Source organism: Brevibacterium sp. 50QC2O2 (assembly GCF_024580675.1).
GTDB classification, from domain to species: Bacteria; Actinomycetota; Actinomycetes; order Actinomycetales; family Brevibacteriaceae; genus Brevibacterium; species Brevibacterium moorei.
Map to the genome: position 1 here is coordinate 150766 of NZ_JANIJZ010000001.1, position 20018 is coordinate 170783.

The window sequence follows — 20018 nt, forward strand, 5'->3', positions numbered from 1 at the left end:
CATCGACTCATGGAGACACCGCAGGAGACCCCGATGGAGCGGCCGCCGGCCCTGACAGCCTCCCAGATCCGCCGGCGTCTGGACTTCCTCACCGTCCTGGCGTACGGACTGATGGAATCGGGCCAGACCAGTTCGCAGGTCGAGCCGGTGGTGCGGCGCACCGCCGTGGCGCTGGGCGTGGACAATCTGGGTTTCAACGCCTTCGGGCGGATTCTGCTGATCGATACGACGCGCGGCGACGGGTCGACCAGTTCTGTGTCGGGTGCTGCCCGCGGGCTGGACATGATCGACTGCACCAGGGCCCGCGCCCTGCAGGACGTGGCGATGGGGCTGGTACAGGCGGCGACCTCGGCCGATACGGCGGAGCTCGCGGTCGAAGCGCGCCTGGATGCGGCCAAGGACAGGGTGGACCGGCTGCGTGAGTCCGCCACCCCGTGGTGGCTGTCCATGGGCGGACTGACCATGCTGGCCTTCTTCATCAGCATGCAGGTGGGGGTCTCCTGGCAGGCGTGGGTGTCCGCCGCACTGGTGCAGTTGGCCTCGTCTCTGATGGGTGCGGCCACCGGCGCGGTGCGCATGCCGAAGCTCTTCGCCACCGCCGTGCAGGGCTGCACCTCGGGGGCGCTGGCCACGGTCCTGGTGCTCGTGGGCTTCGTCGACCCGGTGGGCGCGGCCGCCGCGATCGCGGTGAGCTGGCTGATCCTGGTGCCGCTGCCGCAGGTCATCGGAGCGGTCTCCGATGCGATCGCCTCCGACTTCGTCTCCGCCATGACGCGCACTGCGAGCCTGCTGGTCGCGGTGATTTCCCTGACGATAGCCGGGGCCTTCACCTTCATGCTGGGGGAGGTGCTGCACATGGAGCATCCGCGCCTGGACGAGCTGCCGTCCTTCCCCTGGTACCTGGTGCTGGTGTTCTGCGCGCTGGGCGCGGTGGCCAACGCCTTCGCCAATGGCGGCCGACTGCCACTGGTGCTGCCGGCGGCCGGCCTGGGCCTGGTGACGGGTGCGGTCAACCAGGCGCTGCTGATCGGGGCGGGGCTGCCCACCCTGTGGGCGAACTCCCTGGCCGCGGTGGTGCTGGGGGCTTTGGCCGCATTCTATGCGGTCCGCTCCGGCTATCCGCAACAAGTGCTGGCGCTCATGGGCTTCACCGGCGCGTTGATGCCCGGCATCCCGGTGTTCTTCGGGATCCTGCAACTGATGGGAGGGGGCCAGGGCATGTCCTCCTTCGCCGAGGCCGCCGCGATCTGCGTGGGCATCGGTACCGGGGTGGGACTGGGCGCCTACCCCGTCGACGTGGTGCGCAGGCACCGGCGCGGGACCGACGCCTGGCTGCACCGCTTCGGCGCCCGGGCGTAGGGATCGCCGCGGTGGCCGGCCTCGTGCGCCACCAATCGCCGACCCTCCGCATTGCGTGTCCGGATACCGGATTACAGTGGACGGGTGCCCGGGGGAGTCCGCGGGCGCATGATCGAATCCACCTGCACGCCGATCGGAAGGTCGAAACATGACGCATCGTTTGAGCACCGCAATCCTCCGAGGCCTGTCGGGAGCCTCCATCCTCAACGCCGGAATCGAGAAGCTCAGCCTGGACGACGGCAGCGCCGGCTTCCTCAAGGGCATGGCCGCCAAGGGCTTCCCCTTCCTGGACCAGCTCGATGACAAGGCCTTCGGCAAGCTGTTGGCCGCCGGTGAGATCGCCGTGGGCGGTGCGCTGCTCGCCCCGTTCGTGCCCAACCGGGTGGCCGGTGCCGGCCTGGCGATCTTCAGCGCCGGCATGCTGACCATGTACTTCCGCACCGAGGACTTCACCAAGGACGACGGCGTGCGCCCCGCCGGCGATGGCGTCTCCGTATCCCATAACGCCTGGCTCGCCGCGATCGCCGGAGCCCTGCTGGTCGAGGGCAAGTCCAAGTCCGCGCGCTGAGGTCGGCGGTCAGCCCAGCTCCACCATCACCACGCCGCAGATGATCAGGCCGATTCCTGCCAGCATGCGGCGGGACAGGGGATCACGCCAGATCAGGCGTGAGAGCAGTGCGACGCTGACGATGCCCAGGGCCGACCACATTCCGTAGGCCACGCCCAAGGGCATCCCGGCGTCCAGGGTCAGCCGGAGGCAACCGAAGGCCGCGGCGTAACCCAGGCCAATCGGTATGAACCGCCACTTGCTGCGGCGCTTGTCACCATCCTGGCCGATGCGCAGGCCCAGTGTCGCCGCGACCTCGCAGCAGACCGAGGCGAGTAGCCAGACCCAGCTCATGTTCCCTCCCGCCTGTGGTTCTCATCACCGCTCGCAGCATCATGATCAGCATCGTGCCCGGCACCATGATCAGCACTGAAATCGGCACCGAGATCGGTGCTGAGATCGACCATGTCATCGACCACGTCGTCGAGCGCGGTCTCCCAGTCCTTGGTTTCGGATTCGCCGGATCCGGTTTCCACCAGGACGACGCCCACGACTGTCAGCCCGATTCCAACCATGGCCGGTGGGCTGAGGGACTCTGCGAATACGACGGTGCTCAGCAGGGCGACGAGCACAACCCCGGCCGCCGCCCACGTTCCGTATACGACGGTGAGCCCGAGGCCGGTGCGCAGGCTCCGGGCGATGAGCGTGAACGCCAGGACATAGGCGACGACGACCAGCGCGATCCAGGCGGCGTGCTCGGAGCTGGCCCGCAGTGCCAGGGTGCCGACGACTTCGGCGGCGATCGCCGCGCACAGGAACAGCCAGGACTTCATCAGCCGTGTTCGTCCTCCGCTGCCCGTGCACGATCCACCAGCTCCAAAGCGTGGGAGCGCACGGAGTCGAGTTCCGCCGCGGGGAACATGCCGGTGGCCTCGGACATCCACGCGCCGTCGGCACAGAAGCGCGCGGTGGTGAGCCATGCCCGGGCGGCGGCGGACACCCCGGCCGTGGAGAACCACGGGTTCAGCCGGTCGTGCCAGACATGTGACAGTGCTGGATGGTAGAGGGCATCGGAGAAGATCCAGTAGTCGGCTCGCGACACCCGGGCCGAGGTCGCGACCCGCACATAGCCGCGGTATCGGGCGAATACGCTGAAGTCCGCGGGTTCCCCCGCTGGCTCCGGATCGTGTCCCGGTGCTCCGGCGCAGCCCGAATCCCCCGTCCCGTCCGAGGCCTCCACCGCGGCTTGCGTACAGGCGGCGGAGATCATCTGCGCCCAGTTCGCCGCGGCCGCGTCGACCAGGCCGGTGATCAGGGCCTCTTTAGTCGGGAAGTGGTAGAGCAGTCCCGGTTTGGTCAGCCCGGCACGTTTGGCCACGGCCTCCAGCGAGATGGTCACGCCCTGAATTGAACGGTTGTCCTGGGCGATCTGCTTGGCGGCCTGGAGGATGCGCCGACGGGTGTCGGTCGGATGCGCGGAACTCATACTTCGACACTTTACCATCCGGTAGGTAAAGTAGGGGCGTAGCTGGCGAACCTCAGGGGGTGCCTCATAGGATGAAGGGGACTTGTGAAGGCAACTTGATGTAATCGACTCGTCGTCCATAAGGAAGTAGGCCGTGTTTTGACAGAAGCAGCCCCGAGTTCTCAGAGGACCGGACCGCAAGAGGACCAAGAGGACGGAGCCAAGCCCTCATCGGGCACCTCTGCCGTCAACTGGCCGGTCTTCATCGGGGCGGCGGTCATCATGGTCGCCTTCGCCCTGTGGGCGATGCTCCTGCCCGAACAGGCGGAGACCGTGATCTTCGGTGCGATGGACTGGGTCGCCACGAACTTCGGCTGGTACTACGTACTCACGGCCAGCATCGTCGTGGTCTTCGTCATCGTCGTCGCCTGCTCCCGGGTGGGACGGACCCGGCTGGGCCCCGACCACTCCCGTCCCCACTTCAATATGTTCACCTGGTCGGCGATGCTGTTCGCCGCCGGCATCGGCGTGGACCTCATGTTCTTCGGCATCTCCGGACCCGCCACGAACTACCTGACCCCGCCGGACGTGGCGCCGGAGTCCGATGCCGCGGCCAAGTGGGCACCGGTGTGGACGGTATTCCACTACGGCATCCCCGGCTGGGCGATGTACGCGCTGATGGGCATGGCCTTCGGCCTGTTCGCCTATCGCTATCACCTGCCCCTGAGCATCCGTTCGGCCCTGGCCCCCATCTTCGGCAAGCGCGTCAAGGGCACCGTTGGCCATGTGGCCGAAATCGCCTCGACCATCGGCACCGTCTTCGGCATCTCCGTGTCCCTGGGCATCGGCGTGGTCTTCCTCAACTACGGCCTGTCGGCGATCTTCGGGATCCCGCAGTCCATCGGCGTGCAGATCGCCCTGATGGCCCTGGCCGTGTTCATCACGATCCTGTCCACCGTCTCCGGCGTGGACAAGGGCATCCGACGGCTGTCGGAACTCAATGTCTACCTGGCCGTGGCCCTCATGCTGTGGGTGCTGTTCTCCGGCAACACCCACGAATTGCTGAATGCCCTGGTGCAGAACGTGGGCGACTTCTTCGCCGGCTTCGCCTCGATGATGATGAATACCTTCGCCCAGACCAGCGGGACGGAGGGCTACCCGGCCGAACAGTGGATGAAGGACTGGACCCTGTTCTTCTGGGCCTGGTGGATCGCCTGGGCGCCTTTCGTCAGCCTGTTCCTGGCCCGGATCTCCCGCGGGCGCACCCTGCGCCAGTTCGTCATCGGCGTGCTGCTCATCCCGTTCGCCTTCATCATGCTGTGGGTGTCGATCTTCGGCAATGCCGCGCTGAGCTTCTTCCGCGACCCGAACAGCGACGGGGGCTTCCTGGATCAGGCGATCAACCTGCCCGAATCCGGTTTCTTCACGCTGCTCGAACAGTATCCGGGCTCCACCTTCACGATCGCGCTGGCGGTCATCACCGGGCTGTTCTTCTACGTGACATCTGCCGATTCCGGTTCGTTGGTGATGGCGAATATGACGTCGAAGTCGTTGTCGACCGATGATGACGGCCCCCGCTGGCTGCGCATCGTGTGGGCGGTCATCACCGGCGGCCTGACACTGTCGATGCTGTTCATCGACGGCGTCTACACTCTGCAGGCGGCCACCGTGATGGTGGGCCTGCCGCTGTCGATTCTCGTGTACCTCGTCATGTACAGCCTGTACAAGGTGTTGCGGCGCGAGCGCATGGTGCTCGACGCCAGGGCGGAATCGCTGCCGGACATCCTGTCCTCGCGGGCCGACGCCGGCCGCGACCCACGCCGGAACTGGCGCCAGCGCCTGGGCCGGCGGATGAACTACACCTCGGCCGCCCAGGCCAAGCGCTTCGTGGAGACCGTGGCCGCACCCGCCCTGGAGGAGGTCGCAGCCGAAATGGAGCGCAACGGCGCCGATGTCAGCTGTGAGCGCGGCGAGCATCCGGACTATCCGATCCCGTACACCGACCTGGTGGTCACCTTCAGCAACGGCGAGCACTTCAAATACGAGGCGTACCCCGTGGCCTATCCGGTGCCCAGCTTCGCGGTCAACGTGCGCACGGTCAACGATGTGTACTTCAAGCTCGAGGTGTTCTCCTCCACCGGTTCGCGGGGCCGGGACATCATGGGCTACACGAAGGAGCAGATCATCTCCGATGTGCTCGACGGCTACGACGCCAGGGTGATGTACCTGTCCAGCCTCGACAGCGCGTCGGACACCGGCCCGATCGACGGCCCGGCGCCGGAACAGTGGGACGACGTCGATCAGATCGAGGCGGAGAACCTGGCCGACGAGGTCGCGGAGTCGATCGTCGAAGCCAAGGACGCCCTGGAACCGGCCGCAGGCCCGCGCCCGCCGCAGCCGGAGGACCTCGGGGGCACAGGGGACCGGCGGGCAGCCGCCCGGCCCGTGAACCCCCGCCAACTACTCACAGAGACCGAGCCCGCTGCCCGGCGCTCGAAGGAGAATTCGAATGGGACGGAACCCAAAGAAGGAGAACGATGACTGAGCAGACTAACGGCGTGGCGACGCTGTACATCGACGGCGCATGGGTGCCGGCGGCCGACGGGGCGACGCGCACCATCCACTGCCCCGCGGACGGTTCCACGGTCGGCGTGGTGTCCGAGGCCTCGGCGGCGGATACCGAACGCGCCATCGCCGCCGCCCGAAGGGCCTTCGACGCCGGCCAGTGGTCGGCCACACCGGCGGCCCAGCGCGGCGATCTGCTGCTGGCGGTCGCCGATGCGATGAAGGAGCGCAAGGACGAATTCGCCCGTGCCGAGGCCCTGGACACCGGTAAGCGCCTGGTCGAGGCCGAAGGCGATATGGACGACATCATGGGTTGCTTCCGGTACTTCGGCAAGATCGCCGATCAGCATCCGGGCCGGCTGGTCGACACGGGCGATCCCACGGTGATCTCCCGTGTCGTCAACGAGCCGGTGGGCGTCTGCGGGATGATCACCCCGTGGAACTTCCCGCTGCTGCAGGCCTCCTGGAAGATCGCCCCGGCCATCGCCGCCGGTGATACCTTCATCCTCAAACCGGCGGAGCTGACCCCGCACACAGCAATCCTCATCATGGACGTGCTCGACAAGCTGGGCCTGCCCGCCGGTGTCGGCAACCTGGTGCTGGGCGCCGGCGCCACCGCGGGTGCGCCCCTGTCCAGCCATCCGGATGTGGACCTGGTGTCGTTCACCGGTGGGCTGGTCACCGGGCGCACGATCGCCCAGACGGCTGCACAGACCATCAAGAAGGTCGCGCTGGAGCTGGGCGGGAAGAACCCGAACGTGGTCTTCGCCGATGCCGACTTCGACGCGGCGGTGGACAATGCGCTCAATGCGGGCTTCCTGGACTCCGGCCTGGTGTGTTCGGCCGGCACCCGGTTGATCGTGCAGGACACGATCGCGGAGCGCTTCGTCGACGAACTGGTCCGCAGGGCCGCGGACATCCGCCTGGGTGGGCCCTTCGACGAGGCCGCGCAGACCGGACCGCTGATCTCCGCGGCGCACCGGAACAAGGTCACCGACTATGTGGAGCGTGGCGTGGCCGCCGGCGCCCGCCTGCGCGTGGGCGGATCCTGGGGCGGCGACGAACTCAAGGACGGCTTCTTCTACACGCCGACCGTGCTCGATCAGTGCGATTGGGACAATCCCGCAGTGGTCGAGGAGGGCTTCGGCCCGGTCATTACGGTGGAGACCTTCTCCACGGAGGCCGAAGCCGTCGAGATCGCCAACCACACCGAATACGGTCTGGCCGGTGCCGTGTGGACCTCGGATTCCGGGACGGCGAACCGGGTGTCGCGGGCCCTGCGCCACGGCACGATCTGGATCAACGACTACCACCCCTATGTGCCGCAGGCCGAATGGGGCGGTTTCAAGAACTCGGGCATCGGCCGGGAGCTGGGGCCCAGCGGCCTGGGCGAATACGTCGAGGCCAAGCACATTTACGAGAACACCGAACCGGCCGTGAGCGGTTGGTTCCCGCAGCAGAACGGAGAGTGACATATGACTGAGACCAACGACTCGCGCGACTCATACGACTACATCGTGATCGGCGGCGGCTCATCGGGTGCCGCGGTGGCGGCCCGGCTCAGCGAGGATCCGAGCATCACCGTCGCCCTACTCGAAGCCGGCCCCACGGATGTGGACAAGGCCGAGGTGCTCACCCTGAACCGCTGGCCCGAACTCCTGGAGTCCGGCTTCGACTGGGACTATCCGATCGAACCGCAGGCCAATGGCAACTCCTTCATGCGCCACGCCCGCGCGAAGGTGCTGGGAGGGTGCTCATCGCACAACTCCTGCATCGCCTTCCACACCCCGGCCGAGGACCTGGACTACTGGGAGTCCCTGGGCTGCACCGGCTGGTCGGCCGCCGAGGTCAGGCCACTGCTCAAGCGCCTGGAGTCCAATGACCGTCCGGGCGAGGGCCACGGCCACGACGGCCCGGTCGAACTCATGTCGGTTCCGCCGGAGGACCCGGTGGGCGTTGCGGTGCTGGACGCCTGCGAAGAAGCCGGGATCCCGCGTGAGTTGTTCAACGAGGGACGCACGGTCAGCCACGGCGCGAACTTCTTCCAGATCAACTCGAAGGCCGACGGCACCCGCGCCTCGTCCTCGGTGTCCTATCTGCACCCGATCCTGGATCGGGAGAATCTGGACATCCTGACCGATCGCCAGGTCACCCGGCTGATCTTCGAACAGGGGCCGGAAGGACCGCGTGCCACCGGCGTCGAGTTCGTGGACAACCCCTTCCACCGCTCGTCCCGCTTGCACGCCACCCGCGAGGTCATCCTGTCCGCCGGTGCCATTGGCACCCCGCAGCTGCTCATGCTCTCCGGGATCGGCCCGGCCGATCATCTGGGCGAACTGGGTCTGGACGTGCTGGTCGACGCGCCCGGGGTGGGCTCGAACCTGCGCGATCACCCCGAAGCGGTGATCTCCTGGGAGTCCCAGGTCCCGATGACCAGGGACGCCACCCAGTGGTGGGAGATCGGCATCTTCACGAAGGTCGACCAGGACGGCGCAGACGGCACCGGGCTGCCGGACCTGATGATGCACTACGGCTGTGTGCCCTTCGATATGCACACCCGCCGCTACGGCTACCCGAGTGCGGAAGAGGCCTTCGCGCTGACCCCCAACATCACCCATGCGAAGTCCACTGGCACGGTCCGGCTGCGCTCGGTGGACTACCGCGACAAGCCGATGGTGGATCCGAAGTACTTCACCGATCCCGAGGGCTACGATATGCGGATCGCCGTCGAGGGCATCAAACTGGCGCGCAAGATCATAGCCGAACCGGCGATGGCGCAGTACGCCGGGCGGGAGCTGTTCCCCGGGGCCCAGACGCAGTCGGACGAGGACATCGCCGAATACGTGTCCAAGACCCACAACACCGTCTACCACCCGGCCGGCACCTGCAAGATGGGTGCCGCCGACGATCCGATGGCGCCGCTGACCCCGGATCTCAAGGTCAAGGGTGTGGCGGGGCTGCGCGTGGTCGACGCCTCGGTGATGCCGCAGCTGACCGCAGTCAACCCGAACATCACGTGCATGCTGATCGGGGAAAAGGCCTCTGATCTGATCAAAGCGGAGCAGTGATCGCAACGGTGCGCTGACCGGTCGGAAAATGCCATAGGAGATTGCTCAGGATGCCCGTAGTATGTGAGGTGAACTACCTGCACTGAAAAAGGAATATCCATGCGTAGTCCCACAGCGCACCGGGAAGCAGCACTCGATGATGCCCTGTCCGCAGCGAATGCGGGCAGGGCACATCTGTTCGTCGTCGACGGTCCGTCCGGAATGGGCAAGACCGTGACCCTGGGGCGGCTGGTGGAGAAGGCCCGCGCCCACGACACCTGGCGGGTCCACCGCACCATCGCCGCCCACGACGAACAGTCCATCCCCTTCGCCTACATCGAACGACTGCTCAGCAGTCTGGGCCAGGCCGATGCGATCTTCGACGCCGAGGACCTGCCCCAGCCGGTGGCCGTGGCCAGGCGCTGCCTGCGCGCCCTGCAGGCCAAGGCCGACACCGGCGCCCGACTGCTGGTGATCGACGACGCCCAATGGCTCGACGCGGAATCCGAGCGGGTGCTGCGCTACGCCCTGCCCCGGATGATGCGCCCCGGCGTGCTGGTGGCCATCGGCATCCGCACACCCCACGCCGATTCCAGCCTGGGCTCCTTCCTGCTGGCCACCGCATCCGGTGGAACGGGCCGGGTGCTGCACGTCGAACCGCTGACCCCCGACGAGGTCCAGGCCCTGACACTGGACCGCTTCGCCGTGCGCATCGCCCGCCGCAACGCCGCAGACCTGTGCCGGGCCACCGGCGGATCCTTCCTGGGCATCGACGAGCTGTTCTCCCGCCTGACCCCCGACGAGGTCTCCCGCCTGCACCTGGTGTGGGACCTGCCGATCCGCCGGAGCCTGGACGCCATGAACCCCCTCACCGCCGAATACCGGGCGGCCGACTCAGCCGCGCGGCTGATCGGCGAACTGGTCTGCCTGGCCGGCGCCGAGGTCCCCGCCGAGCGGCTGCGCCAGGCCGCCATGCGCGCCGCCACCGACCCCGGGATCGACACCCAGGACGGCAGGCCGGACACGGAACCGGCCGACTGGGTCACCGCAGCGCTCGAGCGGGCCCTGGCGGCGGGGATCATCGTCGAGGCCGGGTTCGGCGCCACCCTGGCGCCGCGCCACGCCCTGGTCGCGGACGCGGTGCGGCAGGCCGTGCCACGGGAGCGCGCCGCCGCCGTGCACCGCGCTCTGGCCCAGGTGAGCGACGGCCACGCCGCCGTGGTGCACCGCCTGCGCGGGGCCTCGGCCTGGGACGAGGAACTGGGCCGCGATGTCGAATACTGCACGACGGCGGCGCTGGAACGCGGCCGGCCGGAGTCCGCCATCGAGGTGCTGCGCCTGGCCCTGGACCTGGCCGACGATCCCGTCAGGCGCGGTGTCCTCATCACCCGCCTGGCGCTCATCCACACCAAGGCGAAGAGCTGCTATGCGTGCCTGGACCTGCTGGGCGAACTCGAAGCTCTGCCGCAGTCCATTCTGCGGGAATTCCTCGTTCTCATGCTGCGCGCCTACCTGGTCGATCAGGAGTTTCCGCAGCAGCGGGCGCTGGCGGTCCTGCAGGCGCCGACCGAGGACCCCGACGAGCGCACGATCCAGTCGTTCATGGCCTTCCTGCTGGCGATGATGACCCTGCGCTCGCCCGACGGGCCGAACATCCTGCTGCCCATGGTGCCACTGGTCAGGGGCATCTTCGAGAGGGCTCCCAGCGACCCCGCGCAGGTGGCGGATCCGCTGCTGCACTGGATGGTCACCCCGCGGGAGTTCTCCGCCGTGGTCGACTGCTATACGATCGTCGCCGTCTATCGAGCCAATGACGTGCCCGGCATTATGGCCGCGCTCCCGCGGCTGCTGGAGCTGACCGCCGCACTGCCGGACACGCCCCTGAAGACGGACTGCCTGGTGCCCCTGGCCTCGGCGCAGTTGTTCAGCGATCAGGTGGTTCAGGCGCGGGATCTGATGGAGCAGGCGCTGACCCTGATGGACACGGTGGGCCTGCCCTGGGGCGCGGGCGCGCCCTATCTGCTCTACGTCGACGCGCAGATCCTGCTGGGGGAGTACGGTGCTGCGCTGGACCGCTTGGAGACCTTCATGAATGTCTTCGAGGTCCTGTTGGACATCGAGACGAGGCTGACCGCAGCGGCGCTGCGCGCCCTGCACGCGAGCATCACCGGCTCCGGCGAGGCCGCCGGCTTCCTGCGCGGGACCGAGCGCCTGGTGGAGATGGACTGGCAGTCCTTCGGCCACGACACGCCCATCATCGCCGCTTGTGAGGCGGCCAGAGTGGCAGGCGACCCCGAGGCCGCGCTGGCCGCGACCGCGGATCCGGCTCTGCTCACCTCGTACAACTCCCGGCGCGGCTATCTGGGCTACCGCGCCCATGCGCTGCTGGACCTGGGGTGCGTGGCCGAGGCCGCCGAACTGATCGGGCGGCTGTCCGGGCTGCGCGGCTCGGGCTGGTTCGAGTACTGGGGCACCCTGGACTGGCTGCAGGCCAGGCTGGCACAGGCCAGGGGTCTTGAATCGGACGCCGCTGCCGCCTATGCGCGCGCCCTGGAGGTGCGGACCTATCCGCTGCCGCGGGCACTGACCCTGGCAGACCAGGCGGAGTTCCTGGCGGGTCTGGGTGACTACAAGCGGGCCGAGGACGCGGTCTTGGAGTCGCTGAGCGAACTGGACCGAATCGGGGCCTATGGCTATATCGACAGGGTGGGCGAACTGCGCAGGAGGATCACGGCGCAGTCCGGGGATGTGGCCCAGCTGCAGCTGAGCCTGCTGACCGAGCGGGAACGCCAGGTGGCCAAGTTGATCGCCGCCGGGATGGGCAACCCGGCGATCGCCCGGGAGCTCTTCGTCTCCCAGGCGACCGTGCGCTTCCATGTGTCGAATATCCTGCGCAAGCTGCAGGTCGAATCCCGGGCCCAGGTATCCGCCGCTTTGGCGAAGGCCTGAGCCCGGGATTCCGGGCCTGTGCCGGTCCCACCCGGCTGAGCCGGTCGGCACCGGATGCGGTCAGCTCCGGCGGCGCCTGTAGCTCACCGCGATGGTGATGCCGCCGATGGCCAGCAGGGTCAGCCCCGCTGTCAGCGCCAGGCCCGCTTCCAGACCGGTGCGCGGCAGGCGATTGCCCTGGCTCTCCGGGGTGTCCGGCTGCTTCGGCTGTTCGGGCTGTTCCGGGGCCTCGGGTCCACGTGGGGCGTCCGGTCCCGCCGGGGGTGCCGCGGGTGCACTGGGCGAGTCCTCGGGGGTCGGGACGATGCTGGGCAGGACCTCCTCCTCGGGGGTCTCGCTTGGCTTCGGCGTCTCACTCGGAGTGTCGGCAGGCGTTTCCGACGGTTCCGGCGATGGGGTCTCCGAGGGAGTCTCGCTGGGTTCCGGGCTAGGTGTTTCGCTCGGCGTTTCAGATGGCTCTGGCGTCGGCGTCTCGGAGGGTTCCGGTGTCGGCGTTTCGCTCGGGGTCTCCGAGGGTTCCGGAGTGGGCGTCTCACTCGGCGTCTCGGACGGCTCCGGTGTCGGCGTTTCCGAGGGTTCGGGAGTGGGCGGTGGGGAGACGGTGACCGTCTGCCTGGCCGATGCCAGGTCCTCGTGCTTGGCCAGCTCCTTCTCCTTCGGCTCATCGGTCTCGGAGGAGAACTTGCGCATCCGCGTTTCCCCGGCCGGGACCTCGTCCGCGGATTCGGGCAGCAGGAACAGGCGCTCGAAGACGACCAGGGTGCGTCCGGCGTGCTCGGCCGGGATGTCGAAGTCCATGTGGGCCACCCCGGAGGACTCCTCCGGGGTGAAGTCGGCCATTCCGGTGATGCCGGTGGATTCGCCGGTCTCCTGGTCCATTACGGTCCCGCGCAGGCGGTAGGTGTCGCCCGGGCGCAGGCCGGAGTAGGACACGTAGTCGCGCAGCACGCCGCCGGTGGCCGGCAGCTGCTTGCCCAGCGTGTCGCGGTCCGGATCGGAGTCGGGGTCGTGACCGGTGAAGTCGTAGGCGTCCGTGTCGATGGCGGGCCGGTAAACGGTCTGATCCGCGTCCTCGATGTCGGTGTGCACGGCGACCTCTTGATCGTCCTGGTACAGGCGCTCGAAGACGACCACGACCTCGCCGCGCAGCACGTCGGCTGGAACCTCGAAGGTCAGCTCGACGGAGCCGGATGCCTCTTCGGGGGTGAAGGTCTTCTCCGCCGTGATGCCGGTGGGCTTGCCGTTGGCGGAGCCGTCGCGGACCATCAACTCGCCCCTGACGGTGTACTCCGTGCCGGGGCGCAGGTTCTGGTAGGCGACGGTGTCGACGATCGTGGCGGGGCCGGTCTCCGGGAGGAAGGAATCCTCGTCGTCCCCATCACGGGCCTCGGTGCCGATCTTGGGCACATCGGTCCAGTCGGCCAGGGCGGAGGCGGTGACCTCGGTCTGGTCGCTGCGGGCGATCATCAGGGTCTGGGCGCGCGGATCCGTGTTCGTCACCAGCATGCCCACCCGCTCCGGGCCGGTCAGTGAGGCGGTGATCGTCGCGGAGCCGGCACCTGCCGAGGCGGGTACGTCGAGGTAGAAATCGGTGCCGGCGGGCACTGCCGTGGCGTCGATCGCCTTGCCCTCGGCATCGACCAGCGGGTAGTCGGGATCGACGGTGACTGCGACGGTGGGAGCGGAGGCGGTGAAGCGGAACGGGCCGACCCTGCTGCCCGCGACTCCTGCGGTGTCCGGGCCGCTGGCGGTCAGCTGCGGTGCGTCGGATTCGGTTTCGCGCGTGTTCGCATCGCCGGTCAGGTAGGCGATGAGGTCGCCCACCTGTTTCGTCGCGGCGTTCGGAGCGCTGCTGGTCAAGCCGCGGTAGACGAAGTCATCGGTCAGCTTCCAGATGGCGGCCTGGGTCCCGGCGATCGCCGCCTTCTCCGACAGCCCTGAAATGCCGGAGGCCTGCCGCAGAGCGTCCAGGCTCATCTGCGGGTAGGAGTGGGAGACGATCCAGGCGACTTTCTCTCTGACCTCCAGGCTCTCGGCGAAGTTGTTCTCGCCCGGGAAGCTGTTCCAGTCGCCCACATTCATGCCGATGTCGTACTGGGCGTTGACGGTGAATTCCACACAGTAGGCCAGCTGGTCGGCTTTATCGCCGGCTTCCGTGTACAGCGGGAACAGGGTGGTGCGAACGGAGCTGGAAGCCGTTTTCACGGAGTAGCCGTTAACGGATTCGGACGCCTTGCCCATCTTGGGATAGCCATCGGGGAAGGTGAAGGCCTGGGCCGGTCCCGTGAACAGGGCCGGCGCCAGGGCCAGTAGGCCGGCTACCAGCAGGGCCAGGACGGAACGCAGGGTGCGGCGCACGGTGGCGCGGAACGCGCCGGAGGTGCGGTGTGACGATGAGTTCTTCGATGAGCTGCGGGGCGGTGGCGCGGCGGTGCGCGGGTCATTTCGGGTCATGTTTCGACGCTATTGAGAACCGCACGCGGGCACACTAGCCCACAGGACGGTTCGAGCGTTGGGATTGTGTGGGCGAAGCGTTGGGATGAGCAAGGGACGGCACAAGGGGTCGCGCAGGGCGGTGCCGCCCTTAGACTGTTTGCATGACTGAGAAATACACTCTGATCCCGAACACCGACCTGTCCGTGAGCACCATCAACCTGGGCGGCAACGTCTTCGGCTGGACCTCCGACGAACCGACCTCCTTCGAGGTGCTCGACGGCTTCGTGGCAGGCGGCGGCACCTTCATCGATTCCTCCGCGTCCTACACCGGTCCGGTCGGTGGCCTGTCGGAGACCATCATCGGCAATTGGACGGCGGCCCGCGGCAACCGTGACAAGGTCGTCATCGCCACCAAGGTGGGCGCCCAGCCGGGCCGGAAGAACCTGGAGCCTGCGAACATCGCGGCCACCGTGGACGAATCCCTGACCCGCCTGCAGACCGACTACATCGACCTGTACTACGCGCACTTCGACGACGACTACACCCCGATCGAGGACATCGCCGCGGCCTTCGACGCCACCGTCAAGTCCGGCAAGGTCCGCTATATCGCCATGTCGAACCTGAGCCCGGCCCGCCAGCGCGACTGGATGCTCACCGCCAAGCGCGAGGGCCTGGCCGCCCCCGTGGCGATCCAGCCGCAGTACTCGCTGGTCTACCGGCACGAATACGAGGGCCCGGCGGAGACCCCGAAGGCCGGCTACCGCAGCGTGGCCGAAGAGTTCGACCTGGCCGTCTTCTCCTACTGGTCCCTGGCCGCCGGTCTGCTGACCGGCAAGTACTCCACCGCCGCGGACTTTGAGAACGCCCCCCGCGCGCACTCGCTGAAGAAGTACGGCACCCCCGAGGGCCTCAAGCTGGTCGGCACCCTGCGCGAGGTCGCGGACGGCCTGAGTGCCCAGCCGGCCTCCGTGGCCATCGCCTGGCTGCTGGCCAAGGGGATCACGGCGCCGATCGCCTCGGCCCGCACCCCCGAGCAGCTGCCCGCGCTGTTCGCCGCGCAGGACCTCGACCTGCCGGCCGAGGCCGTCGCCCGCCTCGACGAGGCCTCGCAGCCGTTTGCCTGAGGGGTATTCGCGCGGTGTCCTGCACGATGGAGTGCAGGATACCGCGCGAATGTCTTCCGGGCCGGTTCGGTGGCAGCCGATGCGCGTCGCGTCGCGCACTGCGTCGCGTAGCGCGAGCACATCCCCGCGTCGCTGCGAGTCGGGATGTGTGGGGACGGCCAGGGTGACTCTCTAGGATTGAGTGCGTGGCTGAAGATATCCCCGCACCCGTGACCGAGTCCGTCCATCCCTCCTCCGGAGTTCCACTGGAAACCGCGGTCGGCCCCCACTCCGTGGCGATCGTGGGCGCGGGCCCGCGCGGGACCTCGGTCCTGGAACGGTTGAGCGCCTACGCCGCCACGGTTCCCGACCGCACACTGCACGTCCACGTCTGTGATGACGCCGAGGCCGGACCCGGCGAGATCTGGGACCCCGAGCAGCCGCGCGAACTGCTGCTCAACGCCACGGCCCGCCAACTCACCCTGTTCACCGATGAGACGATCGGTGCCGCACGCGTGCGCAACGGGCCCGACCTCTACGAGTGGACCCAGCTGATTGCGCAGCGCGCGGGGTTGGGTGGGGGCGCGAGCGTTCCCGCAGCCGCTGCCGAACTCTTCGCCGCCTGGACCGCGCCGGACTACGCCCCGGCCGCCGACATCTTCGCCCTGTGCGCCGCCACCCGGGAGGACACCTTCCTGCCGCGCGCCGTCTACGGCGAATACCTGCGCTGGTACTTCGCCGGGGTCGTGCGCACTGCGCCCGAGAACATGCGTGTGAGCGTGCACCGTGCCAGGGTCGTGGGATTGCGCCCGGTGGCGGGGTCCCGCGCGGATGCGGATTCTTGCGCGGAGGAGTCCCGCGCAGCGGCGGGGGAAGCCGGCTGGGAAGTGGAATTCGCCGGCTCGCCGGAGGTTGCAGGTCCGCCGGACTCTGCGGGCTCGCCGGAGGCTGAAGGTCTGCAAGGATCTGCGGGACGAACGCAGCGGGCTGCAGTGGCTCCTTCCCTGCGCGTGAACGATGTGGTCCTGGCCCTGGGCTGGGTGTCCAACGATCCGGGCCCCGCCCGTCCGGACGATCCCCGGATCGCCTGGCTGCCGCCGGGCCATGTGCTGCGCCACGACCTGGAGGCGATTCCTGACCGGGCGCGCGTGGTGGTGCGCGGCCTGGGCCTGACCGCGATGGACATCATCGCCCGCCTGACCGAGGGCCGCGGGGGCGTCTACACGGCCGCCTCCGCAGGTTCCGGCGGCTCCGAAGACTCGGCGCAGGCCGGCACAACTCAGGGCGACCCGATCGTGGACAGCCCGGTGACGCTGCCGCGCGGGCCCCTGGTCTACCGGGCCTCGGGCCGCGAACCCACCGTCCTGCTGGCCTCGAATTCGGGCAACCCCTACCGCTGCAAACCCGCCGACTACGGCCCCGAGGCCGCCGACCACACCCTGCTGCACGCTGCCATCGCCCGCGCGGGGGCCCGGCGCGCGGCCACCGGCGAGCCCGTCGATTTCGCCGCCGAGCTCTATCCCGCGGTGCTCGCCGATGCCGCCATCGCCTACTACCGCGCCCGTGTCCGGCTCGACGGCGCTCCGGTGGCCGCGACCGCGGAACTGTGCGCGGCCATCGCCGCCGGCGGGGACCTCGGCGCCGTGGACGAGGAACTGTTGGCCGCCGCCTGCCCCATCCCCGCCGAACGCTTCGATCCGGTGCGGCTGCGCCCCCGGGTGCCCAGCCCACTGCCGGCCGGGCAGGACTACACGGCCTGGCTGCGCGACTTCTTCGCCGCCGACGCAGCCCGCGCCGAGGCCGGACCCGCCGTGGCGTTCAATGCCGCCATCGGCTCGGTGTCCGCTGCGCGCGGCCCGCTTGCGGCCTTCACCCGCGGCCGCGTGCTCACAGAGGAATCCTTCCGTACCGCCTACCAGCCCTTCCGCACCCTGGGCGCCAGGCTGGGCGGCGGCCCGCCCCCGGAACGCTACCGGCAGCTGGCCGCCCTCATCGACGCCGAGGTCGTGGCGGGCCTGGGTGCCCGTCCCACCGTGCGAGCGCTGACCGACTCGGACGGGGCACTGAGGGGTTCGAACGAGACCCTGACGGGTTCGGACCAAGCGCCGGCAGCGCCGGGAGCCGCGTCCCACCCGAGCGGGGAGGCGCTCACGGGGTCGGTGTTCGTCTGCGAGTCCGCGCACAGTGCCGCGCCGGTGGCCGCGGACGTGCTGATCGACGGCTGGCTGGCCAATCCGATGCTGGTCCAATCGGCGGATCCGCTGGTGTGTGGACTATATGCGGCGGGCCTGGTCCGCTCATCGAGCCTGGAGGCGGCGAGCGGGGGCAGCATTCCGACGACCAGTATCGACATCACCGCAGACAACCGGGTGATCGGGCCGGCGGGCCGCGCGGTGCCGGGCTTGTTCAGCCTGGGGCTGCCCAATGACGATGTCAGCGGACACAGCTTCGTCAGCCCGCATCCGCGCTCAGGAGCGAACTTCCTGGTCGAGACCGACCGGGTGGCCCTGACGATCGTGGGCGCGCCGGCGGGGGAGTGAGGCTGTGCGTCGGGCGGGCCAGGTGATGAGCACATTGCTCGCGACGATGAGCGCGATCCCCGTCCACTCGGCCGTGTGCAGGCCCTGGCCCAGGAGCACCCAGCCGGCCAGTGCCGCCCAGACGGGGTTCACGCTGGTGAGGACGCCGAAGGCGTTCGCCGGCATCCGCCGCAGCGCCAACAGGTCCACGGCGTAGACGATCGCCGATGACCCGAGTCCACACGCCAGCGCCAGCAGGAGGGCGTGTTGGAAGGCCGGGTCGGCGAACTGTGCCGCGGCGCTGCCGCCCTGGCCGTCGGAAGCATTCCGTGGCAGGTGGAATCCGAACCAGTAGAGGGCCACGGGGGCCCAGGCCAGCGCCGAGATGAGCGAGGCGACCGTGGGCCCCGTGAGCCCTGGCAGGCGCCGGCCCAGGGACCGGTTGAGCAGAATATAGGTGCCCCAGGCCGCGCCGGCCAATAGCGCCAGCGCGATTCCGAGCCAGTCGGTGGCCGGCCCCGGCCGGGTCAGGGCGACCACCCCGACGGTCGCCAGCCCGGCGCCGGTCAGATCCCGCCCGCGCCTGGACCCGCCGATTGCCACGGCCAAGGGGCCCAGGAACTCCAGGGTGACGGCCAGTCCCAGGCCGATGCGCTGCACGGACAGGTACAGCGCCAGGTTCATCACCGCGAACATCACCGCCAGCAGTGTGCACCGCAGCCAGTCCCCGGCGTGCAGGCGGGTCAGGCGGGGCCGGGCCAGGGGGAGCAGCACGGCGGCCGTGACGAACTGGCGGACCACGACGACCCCCGGCACTCCGATCACCGGGAACGCCTTGGCGCCCAGCGCTGCCCCGGTCTGGTTAGACAGGGAGCCCGCCAGAGCCAGGGCGATGCCCGATGTGCGAGCGCTCGCCGGAGTGGGCCCCACGATCTGCGGGGCAGCGCTGCCGGGGATCTCGTGTCCTCTTCTCATGGCATCCAGCATCCGTCCGGGCAAGGCATTCGTCCAGTGCATATTGCGCCCCTGCTATACGCTTTGATTATGGCTGAGGAGCAGGCGCTGAGGCAGGCGCCGGAACAGGCGTCGTCGCAGAGTCCGAAACCGGGCCCGGAGCAGGGCCCGGGTAAACGGCGGCACCGGGGGTGGACGCTGCGGGATCTGCGCGTCTTCGCCACCGCGGCACAGCTGGGCTCGTTCACGGATGCGGGCGCGGAACTCTACATCTCCCAGGCCGCGGTCTCGCGGACCATCGCCGGGCTCGAGGCCGCTGTCGGCGAACGCCTCCTGTTGCGCACGGCCCGTGGCTGCGAACCGACGGGGGTGGGCCTGGAGGTGCTCGAGCACGCCAGACGGTTGCTGCTGGAGGCCCAGCACTTCGACGACTTCCTGGCCACCCGCGGGCAGACCCTGCGTCTGGGGTATTCCTGGGCGGGCCTGGGGCGGCACACCGCCTCCTTCATCCGGGCCTGGGAATCGGCCCATCCCGGGATCGGCCTGGAGCTGGTCCGCTACGATTCCGCCTCGGCCGGGCTGGCCGAGGGTCGCTGCGATGTGGCGATCGTGCGCGCGGAGCCCCATGACATCCGCTTCGATACGACGGTGGTCGGCTTGGAACGGCGGATGGCGGCCTTCGCCTCCGACGATGCGCAGTGGGCCAGGCGGCGCAAACTGAGCATGGCGGAGCTCGCCGAGCGCACGGTGCTGGTCGATCCGCACACGGGAACCACGAGTGCCGCGCTGTGGCCGGCCGAGGGGCCGCGGCCCAAGACGCGGGAGACGCACAATATCGACGCCTGGCTCGATGCGATCGCCGCCGGCCGTGGCATTGGGACCACGTCCGAGGCGACTGAGGCCCATCATGGGCGCGCCGGGATCACGTTCCGGCCGGTCAAGGACGGTCCGCCGATCGCGGTGCGGCTCATGTGGTGGCGCGGCCAGGCGCCGCCGCAGTTGGCGGAACTGGTCGCCGCCGTTTCCGGGGTGTACGCGGGGTAGGCCCGGCGCTTGACTCATGTCCTAATAAGT

At 68.9% G+C, this 20018-nt stretch carries 14 protein-coding genes; 9 read left to right on the top strand and 5 right to left on the bottom strand.

Annotated features, from left to right (window positions below):
- Positions 1–9 precede the first annotated feature (9 nt).
- Both NQ038_RS00650 and NQ038_RS00655 read left to right on the top strand, forming a co-directional pair.
- Entirely contained in the window at positions 10–1359 is a 1350-nt protein-coding gene (locus NQ038_RS00650) for a threonine/serine exporter family protein (protein ID WP_257048918.1), read from the top strand.
- 148 nt (positions 1360–1507) lie between these two features.
- Positions 1508–1927 carry a hypothetical protein gene (locus NQ038_RS00655; RefSeq protein ID WP_257048919.1) on the top strand — a complete coding sequence of 140 codons (420 nt, stop codon included), beginning with the start codon at positions 1508–1510 and terminating at the stop codon, positions 1925–1927.
- Between the two features lie 9 nt (positions 1928–1936).
- Here NQ038_RS00655 and NQ038_RS00660 read toward each other — a convergent pair whose 3' ends face one another.
- From NQ038_RS00660 to NQ038_RS00670, 3 genes are read right to left on the bottom strand one after another with little or no spacing between them, the layout of a single operon-like run.
- The gene (locus NQ038_RS00660) at positions 1937–2260 is read right to left on the bottom strand and encodes a multidrug efflux SMR transporter (protein WP_257061433.1); all 324 of its coding nucleotides are present in this window, start codon (positions 2258–2260) and stop codon (positions 1937–1939) included.
- Positions 2257–2739, bottom strand: a complete 483-nt coding sequence (locus NQ038_RS00665; protein WP_257061435.1) for a multidrug efflux SMR transporter — start codon at positions 2737–2739, stop codon at positions 2257–2259. Before NQ038_RS00665 ends, NQ038_RS00660 begins: the two co-directional genes overlap by 4 nt.
- On the bottom strand, positions 2739–3392 hold the full coding sequence (locus tag NQ038_RS00670) for a TetR/AcrR family transcriptional regulator (protein ID WP_306427580.1): 654 nt from the start codon (positions 3390–3392) through the stop codon (positions 2739–2741). The genes NQ038_RS00665 and NQ038_RS00670 overlap by 1 nt, the downstream gene beginning before the upstream one ends.
- A gap of 138 nt (positions 3393–3530) precedes the next feature.
- Here NQ038_RS00670 and betT point away from each other — a divergent pair, with 138 nt between their 5' ends.
- From betT to NQ038_RS00695, 4 genes are all read left to right on the top strand, one after another.
- The gene (gene betT / locus NQ038_RS00680) at positions 3531–5912 is read left to right on the top strand and encodes a choline BCCT transporter BetT (RefSeq protein ID WP_257061436.1); all 2382 of its coding nucleotides are present in this window, start codon (positions 3531–3533) and stop codon (positions 5910–5912) included.
- Positions 5909–7408 (top strand): aldehyde dehydrogenase family protein, encoded by a 1500-nt coding sequence (locus NQ038_RS00685; RefSeq protein WP_257061438.1) that lies wholly within the window; start codon positions 5909–5911, stop codon positions 7406–7408. Before betT ends, NQ038_RS00685 begins: the two co-directional genes overlap by 4 nt.
- A gap of 3 nt (positions 7409–7411) precedes the next feature.
- Positions 7412–9004, top strand: a complete 1593-nt coding sequence (locus NQ038_RS00690) for a GMC family oxidoreductase (protein ID WP_257061439.1) — start codon at positions 7412–7414, stop codon at positions 9002–9004.
- Between the two features lie 99 nt (positions 9005–9103).
- Positions 9104–11932 carry a LuxR family transcriptional regulator gene (locus NQ038_RS00695; protein WP_257061440.1) on the top strand — a complete coding sequence of 943 codons (2829 nt, stop codon included), beginning with the start codon at positions 9104–9106 and terminating at the stop codon, positions 11930–11932.
- A gap of 60 nt (positions 11933–11992) precedes the next feature.
- Here the strand turns inward: NQ038_RS00695 and NQ038_RS00700 are convergent, their stop codons facing one another.
- The gene (locus NQ038_RS00700) at positions 11993–14386 is read right to left on the bottom strand and encodes a VaFE repeat-containing surface-anchored protein (protein WP_257061443.1); all 2394 of its coding nucleotides are present in this window, start codon (positions 14384–14386) and stop codon (positions 11993–11995) included.
- A gap of 143 nt (positions 14387–14529) precedes the next feature.
- On the opposite strand from NQ038_RS00700, the gene NQ038_RS00705 reads away from it, so the two are divergent.
- Together NQ038_RS00705 and NQ038_RS00710 are read left to right on the top strand one after the other, a co-directional pair.
- A complete protein-coding gene (locus NQ038_RS00705) occupies positions 14530–15492 on the top strand; it encodes an aldo/keto reductase (protein ID WP_257061446.1) in 963 nt (320 codons plus the stop codon).
- Positions 15493–15677: 185 nt separating this feature from the next.
- The gene (locus NQ038_RS00710; protein ID WP_257061447.1) at positions 15678–18011 is read left to right on the top strand and encodes an FAD/NAD(P)-binding protein; all 2334 of its coding nucleotides are present in this window, start codon (positions 15678–15680) and stop codon (positions 18009–18011) included.
- On the opposite strand, the gene NQ038_RS00715 is transcribed toward NQ038_RS00710, so the two are convergent.
- Positions 17940–18965 (bottom strand): DMT family transporter, encoded by a 1026-nt coding sequence (locus NQ038_RS00715; protein ID WP_257061448.1) that lies wholly within the window; start codon positions 18963–18965, stop codon positions 17940–17942. The two genes, NQ038_RS00710 and NQ038_RS00715, sit on opposite strands and share 72 nt — an antisense overlap.
- A gap of 69 nt (positions 18966–19034) precedes the next feature.
- Here NQ038_RS00715 and NQ038_RS00720 point away from each other — a divergent pair, with 69 nt between their 5' ends.
- A complete protein-coding gene (locus tag NQ038_RS00720; RefSeq protein ID WP_257061450.1) occupies positions 19035–19988 on the top strand; it encodes a LysR family transcriptional regulator in 954 nt (317 codons plus the stop codon).
- The last annotated feature ends 30 nt before the right edge of the window (positions 19989–20018 follow it).

What these genes read in the sequence shown, in the direction of transcription:
- NQ038_RS00715 (WP_257061448.1), bottom strand. Translation starts at nt 18,965, where the DNA reads ATGAGAAGAGGACACGAGATCCCCGGCAGCGCTGCCCCGCAGATCGTG.
- NQ038_RS00720 (WP_257061450.1), top strand. Translation starts at nt 19,035, where the DNA reads ATGGCTGAGGAGCAGGCGCTGAGGCAGGCGCCGGAACAGGCGTCGTCG.
- NQ038_RS00650 (WP_257048918.1), top strand. Translation starts at nt 10, where the DNA reads ATGGAGACACCGCAGGAGACCCCGATGGAGCGGCCGCCGGCCCTGACA.
- NQ038_RS00690 (WP_257061439.1), top strand. Translation starts at nt 7,412, where the DNA reads ATGACTGAGACCAACGACTCGCGCGACTCATACGACTACATCGTGATC.
- NQ038_RS00670 (WP_306427580.1), bottom strand. Translation starts at nt 3,392, where the DNA reads ATGAGTTCCGCGCATCCGACCGACACCCGTCGGCGCATCCTCCAGGCC.
- NQ038_RS00660 (WP_257061433.1), bottom strand. Translation starts at nt 2,260, where the DNA reads ATGAGCTGGGTCTGGCTACTCGCCTCGGTCTGCTGCGAGGTCGCGGCG.
- NQ038_RS00655 (WP_257048919.1), top strand. Translation starts at nt 1,508, where the DNA reads ATGACGCATCGTTTGAGCACCGCAATCCTCCGAGGCCTGTCGGGAGCC.
- NQ038_RS00695 (WP_257061440.1), top strand. Translation starts at nt 9,104, where the DNA reads ATGCGTAGTCCCACAGCGCACCGGGAAGCAGCACTCGATGATGCCCTG.
- NQ038_RS00665 (WP_257061435.1), bottom strand. Translation starts at nt 2,739, where the DNA reads ATGAAGTCCTGGCTGTTCCTGTGCGCGGCGATCGCCGCCGAAGTCGTC.
- NQ038_RS00705 (WP_257061446.1), top strand. Translation starts at nt 14,530, where the DNA reads ATGACTGAGAAATACACTCTGATCCCGAACACCGACCTGTCCGTGAGC.
- NQ038_RS00700 (WP_257061443.1), bottom strand. Translation starts at nt 14,386, where the DNA reads ATGACCCGAAATGACCCGCGCACCGCCGCGCCACCGCCCCGCAGCTCA.
- NQ038_RS00685 (WP_257061438.1), top strand. Translation starts at nt 5,909, where the DNA reads ATGACTGAGCAGACTAACGGCGTGGCGACGCTGTACATCGACGGCGCA.